This window comes from Acidovorax sp. GW101-11A03, from assembly GCF_059424825.1.
In genome coordinates this window covers 79,891-86,533 of the sequence record NZ_JBWKZU010000014.1, presented here as the reverse complement: position 1 = coordinate 86,533, position 6,643 = coordinate 79,891, and the positions used below count along the sequence as shown (strand labels likewise).

7 protein-coding genes are annotated in these 6,643 nt (G+C 67.6%); 1 reads left to right on the top strand and 6 read right to left on the bottom strand.

Annotated features, from left to right (window positions below):
• The coding region (locus AC07Z7_RS08485) for an ABC transporter ATP-binding protein (RefSeq protein ID WP_494765983.1) at positions 1 to 811 on the top strand (811 nt) is incomplete at its 5' end.
• A 55-nt stretch (positions 812 to 866) separates the two neighbouring features.
• Here AC07Z7_RS08485 and AC07Z7_RS08480 read toward each other — a convergent pair.
• From AC07Z7_RS08480 to AC07Z7_RS08455, 6 genes are all read right to left on the bottom strand, one after another.
• A complete protein-coding gene (locus tag AC07Z7_RS08480; RefSeq protein ID WP_494765982.1) occupies positions 867 to 1,271 on the bottom strand; it encodes a thiol-disulfide oxidoreductase DCC family protein in 405 nt (134 codons plus the stop codon).
• Entirely contained in the window at positions 1,268 to 1,834 is a 567-nt protein-coding gene (locus AC07Z7_RS08475; RefSeq protein ID WP_494765981.1) for a DUF4166 domain-containing protein, read from the bottom strand. The genes AC07Z7_RS08480 and AC07Z7_RS08475 overlap by 4 nt, the downstream gene beginning before the upstream one ends.
• Positions 1,835 to 2,102: 268 nt before the next feature.
• Complete coding sequence (locus AC07Z7_RS08470; RefSeq protein WP_494765980.1) at positions 2,103 to 3,335, bottom strand: Yip1 family protein; 1,233 nt, start codon at positions 3,333 to 3,335, stop codon at positions 2,103 to 2,105.
• A gap of 205 nt (positions 3,336 to 3,540) precedes the next feature.
• Positions 3,541 to 4,278 (bottom strand): lysophospholipid acyltransferase family protein, encoded by a 738-nt coding sequence (locus AC07Z7_RS08465; RefSeq protein ID WP_494765979.1) that lies wholly within the window; start codon positions 4,276 to 4,278, stop codon positions 3,541 to 3,543.
• 27 nt (positions 4,279 to 4,305) lie between these two features.
• A complete protein-coding gene (locus AC07Z7_RS08460) occupies positions 4,306 to 5,601 on the bottom strand; it encodes a dihydroorotase (protein WP_252659062.1) in 1,296 nt (431 codons plus the stop codon).
• A 79-nt stretch (positions 5,602 to 5,680) separates the two neighbouring features.
• Positions 5,681 to 6,643 (bottom strand): aspartate carbamoyltransferase catalytic subunit, encoded by a 963-nt coding sequence (locus AC07Z7_RS08455; RefSeq protein WP_008903259.1) that lies wholly within the window; start codon positions 6,641 to 6,643, stop codon positions 5,681 to 5,683.

Sequence of the window (6,643 nt, the reverse complement as noted above, 5' to 3'; positions counted from 1 at the left end):
GTTCCCACACCTCTCGGTGGGCCGCAATGTGGCGTTTGGTATCCACCAGCTGCCCAAGGCTGAGCAGGCTGCCCGCGTGGCTGAGGTGCTGAAGCTCGTGGGGCTGGAAGGCAGCGAGCACCGCTACCCGCACGAGCTCTCGGGCGGGCAGCAGCAGCGGGTGGCCCTGGCACGGGCGCTCGCGCCGCGCCCGCAGCTCATGCTGCTGGACGAGCCTTTCTCCAACCTGGATGTGGACCTGCGCGAGCGCCTGGCGCACGAGGTGCGCGGCATCCTGAAAGCTGCAGGCGCCACGGCCTTGTTCGTCACGCACGACCAGTTCGAGGCGTTTGCGATTGGCGATGTGATCGGCGTGATGCACGAGGGCCATCTGCACCAGTGGGATGACGCCTACACCCTGTACCACCGCCCTGCCACGCGGTTTGTGGCCGACTTCATCGGCCACGGCGTGTTCGCCCCCGCCACACTGGAGCAGCGCGGCGACAACGTGGTGGCACAAACCCCGTTGGGCGAGCTGACCGACCTGGACGAATGCCCGCTGCCCGGCAGCTACCCCGGCGGCGCCTGCGACGTGCTGCTGCGCGCCGACGACATCGTGCACGACGACCATGCGCCGGTGCAGGCGCAGATCGTGCGCAAGTCGTTCCGGGGTTCGGAGTTTCTGTACACCCTGCGCCTGGCCAGCGGCCACACCCTGCTGGCCCATGTGCCCAGCCACCACGACCACGCGCTGGGCGAGTGGATCGGCATCCGCGCGCAGGTGGACCATGTGGTCACCTTTCCCCGCGAATCCGCACCAAGATTTGAATAAAAACAGGGCTTACCGCGCGTCCATCAAGCGCTGATAGCTATTATTTATATAGCAATCAAAGGTTTGCATCCTGCTCCAGAAACCGCGCCCGGTGCTCGGGCGCTGGCAGCATGCAGGTGGCAGAACGGCCCCAGATGCGGTAGCGGTTGCGCGCCACCCAGCGGTACAGCGCGTCGCGCAGCGGGGCGGGCACCAGCCAGCCCACCCAGGCCAGCCGCCACGGCCAGCCCAGGGCATGCAGCACGCGCAGGATGGCGGCCGTGTGTTGCCAGCTGCGCTCGCCGTCGATGACCAGCAGGGTCTGCAGGCCTTCGACCCGCAGCCCCGCCCGTGCCAGCAACTGCTGCCCAACGGCACTCTGGATGGAGACAAACCGGATGCGCTGAGACCGGTCATGCCGCAGCAGAAACTGCACCCAGCCATTGCAGAGCAGGCACTGCCCGTCAAACACCACGATCATGCGGGCGCCCCTAGCTCTACCCCGGCCGCGCCCGGCGGCACGAGCAAGTGCCCCTGGTAGCTGACCACGCGCCCCACGCCGGGCACGGTGGCCGACACGCGAAAGTGCAACGCATCGCCCACCCCGGATTCTTCGGCCACCACCTCTGGGCACAACCATGCGGGGCACGGGATGCCGCAGAAATGCAGCTGCTGCAACTGCATCACCAGCCGCCCATCGGCCTCATGCAGCACAAAGGTCAGCCGCGCGGCCCCCAGGTGTTCCACCACCCGGCCTGCGGCCTCGCGCAAGGTGGACTGCATGGTCTGGGCAGGAAAGCGGCGGGTCCACACCTCGGCATCGGGGCGCGCCTGCAGTTCGAAGGTGATCGCCCCCTGCACCGCGCGCTGGGGCGCGCCCAGGGCCCAGGCCAGCACACGGCCCGGCCAGGTGGCGGGCGCCTCGACCTGCACCTGGCCCACCAACCGGTGCGGGCCCGAAAGGCCATGGAACCGCGCCAGCGCGGGCGCCAGCCGCTGGTAGGCGGGGCCCAGGACTCGTTGGTACAAAGACAGGGGGAGCATGGAGCGAAGCGGGAGAAATGGATGACCCAGGCCAGTCTATCGCCAGCCACCCAGCCACCGTCCGCAGGCAGCAAAGAAAAAAGCCGACAGCCGTCGGCCCTCGTGCACGAATACGCGAGCCGTGCGAATTTAGAAGGTGTGAATGAATCCGGCGGGCCCGAGCAGGCCGCCAAAACGCGCTCGATCTAGGCGCAAAGCGCAGCCATAGCTCGGGCTATGGCGAGCATTTGCAACGACGAGCGGGCATGGCGGGTTCGTTCGCACCTTCTCAGGACTTGCCCTTGCGCTGCAGCCCCTCCAGCCCGTTCAGGTCCAGCTGCGACATCAGGCCCTGCAGCTCCTTCACGCCGATCTTGTCGCCCTCGATGCTGACCACCAGGCCGTTCTTCAGGATGGTCTTGAACTCTGCATGGCTGCCGTCCTTCTCGTAGCGGGTGTGCAGCGTGCGGCCGCCCTCCTGCCAGGTCTTCTCGGCGCTGGTCTGGTCTTCTTTTTCGCCCTGTGCCATGCCCATGGCCATCGCGGCCATCTGGCCCAGGCCGCCAATGTCCACGATCTCCAGGCGCAGCTGCTTGTCGTCGTTGCCATACTGCGCGCTGGCCTGGCTGGTGGGCAGGCCCAGGGCCGCGCCGTCCTGCACGTCAAAGCCGGTGCGCGGCAGGCCCGCCAGCTTCTCGGGCAGGGCCGCCTTGAGCGCCTGCGCCGCAATGGCCTGGCCGCCGCCCAGCATGCCCGCAGCGGCCTTGGCGGCGTCGCCCGTGGCAGCTGCGATGGCGGCAGGGTCCTGGCTCTTCTGGGCCTCTTCCATCTTGCGGGCGGCTTCTTCCATCTTCTTGCCCGCAGCTTCCAGGCCCGCCGTGTCGATGGACACCTTGCCGCCGGGCGTGTTCATGGTGATGGCCGGGGCCCCGGCACCGCCAAACAGCGCACCGCTGCGCGGCATGAACAGCGCGCTGACGGCACCGATGACCACGCCCATCACGATGGCGGCAACGATGACCACCACGGTGTAGCCCACCGACTTCTCGGGCGCGCTGCGCATGAGCACGGGCAGGCCCGTATAGAGCAGGTAGATGGAATACAGCGCCGCCAGCAGCCCCAGCATGGACAGCGCGGGCAGCAGGCTGAAGATGCCGCCCAGCAGGGCCGCCGTGCTGGCGTACACCGCCACCTTCACCGCCTGGATCTGGTTCTTCTGGCCGCCAAAGGTGGGCGCCAGCGCATCGATGATCAGGCCCAGCACGAAGATGCCGACGAGACTGAGCACGTACGAAATGACCATGTTCATCAGGCCCGAGACAAAGGGCACACGGATGGTGACGCCAAAGCCCCCAAAGCCGATCAGCGACATGCCGATGAAACCGCACACGGCGGGAATGGCCGCGAGGACCATCGCATAGCGCGTGAACAGCGTGGCCACATCGGTGCTCTCGCCATCGATGGTGGCCCAAGTGTCCTTGGGTTGCAGAAGAATGCTCTTGGTGCGTTCGATCAGGTTCATGGTGCCCTCCCGGCAATGTGGATGGGCCTGCCAATGCGTTTGCATGCGCTGGCAGGCCGAAAGTCGCGGACGATACGGGAAATTGCGCGGCGTTGGCGTGGGATGCGCGGCCCACGCAGCCACAAACGTGCAATATGCACGCTTTTGCGCACCGAAACCAGCGTGGACAGGAACCCGCTGGCGCACAGCGCCTCAGCGAAGTGGCTCAGGCCTTGCGCAGTTGGTCCACGGTGTCGTGCAGGTGCTGCGTCCAGGTGCGCCGGTCGCGCTCACCCGCCAGCTGGGGCAGGCCGTAGTGCACCACGGCCTCGATGGGCGGGGCGCTGAGCGTGCGCCAGATGGACCCCACCAGGGTTTCGTCGCCGATGTAGCTGGGCGCAAAGCTGGTAGCGCCCGTGGCCTGGTCGGCAAAGCGCAGGCCCACGGGCTGCACCGGCGCCTGCGCGGCCACGGCGGCCTGCAGCAGGTTGGCGTGGAAAGGCAGCATCTCGCGGCCATCGCCCGTGGTGCCTTCGGGGAACACGGCCAGCACCTCGCCGCGCTCCAGCGCCTCCTGCATGGACCGCACCATGCGCAGCGCGTCGCGGCGCGAGCTGCGTTCGATGTAGAGCGTGCCTGCGGCCGTGGCCAGGGTGCCGATCAGCGGCCAGCCCTGCACGTCGGACTTGGAGACAAAGCGGCAGTGGCGCGCAGCGTGCATCACCGGGATGTCGAGCCAGGAGATGTGGTTGGCCACCAGCATCACCGGCCCGGCGACGGGCGGTTGGCCCAGGATGCGCAGGCGGATGCCGGCGTGTGCGAGCAGCTCCAGCGACCACGCCTGCACGCGGGCGTGCTGCTGGTCGGGCGAGAGCGCAGGAAACCGCAGCGCCACGATGGCCAGCCCTTTGACGATGTGGCCGAGCAGGCGCAGCAAACGCCAGCTGGCACGCAAAGACTTCACCGCAGGGCCTCGCAGCGTCGCACCACCTCAGCCTCGATCAAAGGCGACCTGGCCACCCACCAGCGTCATGCGCACGCGGCCGGGCAGTTCGTAGCCCGAGAAGGGGGTGTGTTTGCCCTGGCTGCGCAGCGCATCGTCCTGCACGGTCCACGCGGCCTGCGGGTCGAAGATGCACAGGTCACCCACGCCGCCTTCCACGATCTGGCCCACGCTGGCCTGCAAGGTGCCCAGCGCGTTGCCCAGCACGCGTGCGGGCTCGGCTGTGACCACTGCCAGCGCGCGCTGCAAGGGCACGCCGCTGTCCCGCGACCACTTGAGCGCGAGCGACAGCAGCAGCTCCAGCCCCGTGGCGCCGGGCTCGGCCTCGGCAAACGGCAGGGTCTTGGCGTCTTCATCCACGGGCGTGTGGTCGGACACCAGGGCGTCGATGGTGCCGTCGGCCAGCGCGGCGTTGAGTGCGTCACGGTCGCGCTGCTGGCGCAGCGGTGGCGACAGGCGTGCACGGCTGTCGAAGAAGCCGATGTCCACGTCGGTGAGGTGCAGCGAGTTGATGCTCACGTCGGCCGTGACCTTGAGGCCCTCGGCCTTGGCGCGGCGGATCAGGTCCACACCCGCAGCGCTGCTGATGCGGCACAGGTGCACGCGGGCGCCCGTGGTCTTGAGCAGTTCAAAGATGGTGTGCAGCGCAATGGTCTCGGCCGCCACGGGCACGCCCGACAGGCCCAGGCGCGTGGCCAGCGGGCCGCTGGCGGCCACGCCCTTGCCCAGATGCATCTCTTGCGGGCGCAGCCACACGGTGTAGCCAAAGGTGGCGGCGTACTGCAGCGCGCGCTGCAGCACCTGGGTGCTGGCCAGCGGCACTTCGGCCTGGCCAAAGCCCACGCAGCCGGACTCGGTCAGCTCGGCCATCTCGGTGAGCACCTCGCCCGCCAGGTTGCGGGTGAGCGCACCGAGCGGGAACAGGCGCGACTGGTGCAGCTTCTCGGCGCGGAACTTGAGCATCTCGACCAGACCGGGCTCGTCGAGCACGGGGTCGGTGTCGGGCGGGCAGACCAGGCTGGTCACGCCACCGGCCACGGCGGCGGCCATCTCGGATTCGAGCATGCCTTCGTGTTCGTGGCCGGGCTCGCGCAGGCGCGCGGCCAGGTCCACCAGGCCGGGCAGCACGATGCAGCCAGTGGCATCCACCACGCGCTTGGGCGCGAAGTCGGGTGGCACGCGGTTCACACCCACGATGCGGCCTGCGGCAATCGCGATGTCACAGGTCTGGTCGAGGCCCGAAGCGGGGTCGATCAAGCGGCCGTTCTGGATCAGTATCTTCATGATTTCAAGCCAAATGGGCTGCTTGCGCGCATCTGACATGCGCTAGCAGCTATGAAAACAGGAGCATTCATTCCAAGCATCATGCTTCGTTACCAGCAACGATGGACATCACGGCCATGCGCACGGCGATGCCGAAGGTGACCTGCGGCAGGATCACGCTTTGTTTGCCATCGACCACGGCGGAGTCGATCTCCACGCCGCGGTTGATGGGGCCGGGGTGCATGACGATGGCGTCGGGCTTGGCCAGCTGCAGCTTTTCCTGCGTGAGGCCGAAGCTCTTGAAATACTCCTGGCTCGACGGCAAGAGCGCACCGCTCATGCGCTCGTTCTGCAGGCGCAGCATGATGACCACGTCGGCATCCTTGATGCCTTCTTCGAGCGTGTGGCACACGCGCACGCCCATCTGCGCCATGTCGGACGGCACCAGGGTGCGCGGGCCCACCACGCGCACTTCGGCACAGCCCAGCGTGGTGAGGCCATGGATGTCGGACCGCGCCACACGCGAGTGCAGCACGTCGCCCACGATGGCCACAGTGAGGTTGCTGAAGTCCTTCTTGTAGTGGCGGATGGTGTACATGTCCAGCAGCCCCTGCGTGGGGTGGGCATGCCGGCCGTCGCCCGCATTGATCACATGCACATGGGGCGCCACATGCTGCGCGATGAGGTAGGGCGCGCCCGACTCGCTGTGCCGCACCACGAACAGGTCGGCCGCCATGGCCGAGAGGTTGGCGATGGTGTCGAGCAGCGACTCGCCCTTGCTGGCCGAGCTGCGCGCGATGTCGAGGTTGAGCACGTCGGCCGACAGGCGCTTGGCCGCGATCTCGAAGGTGGTGCGGGTGCGCGTGCTGTTCTCGAAGAACAGGTTGAACACGCTCTTGCCACGCAAGAGGGGCACCTTCTTCACTTCGCGGTCGTTCACGCTCACGAAGTTGGCCGCCGTGTCGAGGATGTGCGTGACGATGTCGCGCGGCAGCCCTTCGATGGACAGCAGGTGGATGAGTTCGCCGTTGCCGTTGAGTTGGGGATTGCGCTTGTGCAGCAC

Coding starts and splice junctions, on each gene's coding strand:
- AC07Z7_RS08475 (WP_494765981.1), bottom strand. CDS start 1,834: ATGCTCCCCCTGTCTTTGTACCAACGAGTCCTGGGCCCCGCCTACCAG.
- AC07Z7_RS08470 (WP_494765980.1), bottom strand. CDS start 3,335: ATGAACCTGATCGAACGCACCAAGAGCATTCTTCTGCAACCCAAGGAC.
- AC07Z7_RS08460 (WP_252659062.1), bottom strand. CDS start 5,601: ATGAAGATACTGATCCAGAACGGCCGCTTGATCGACCCCGCTTCGGGC.
- AC07Z7_RS08480 (WP_494765982.1), bottom strand. CDS start 1,271: ATGATCGTGGTGTTTGACGGGCAGTGCCTGCTCTGCAATGGCTGGGTG.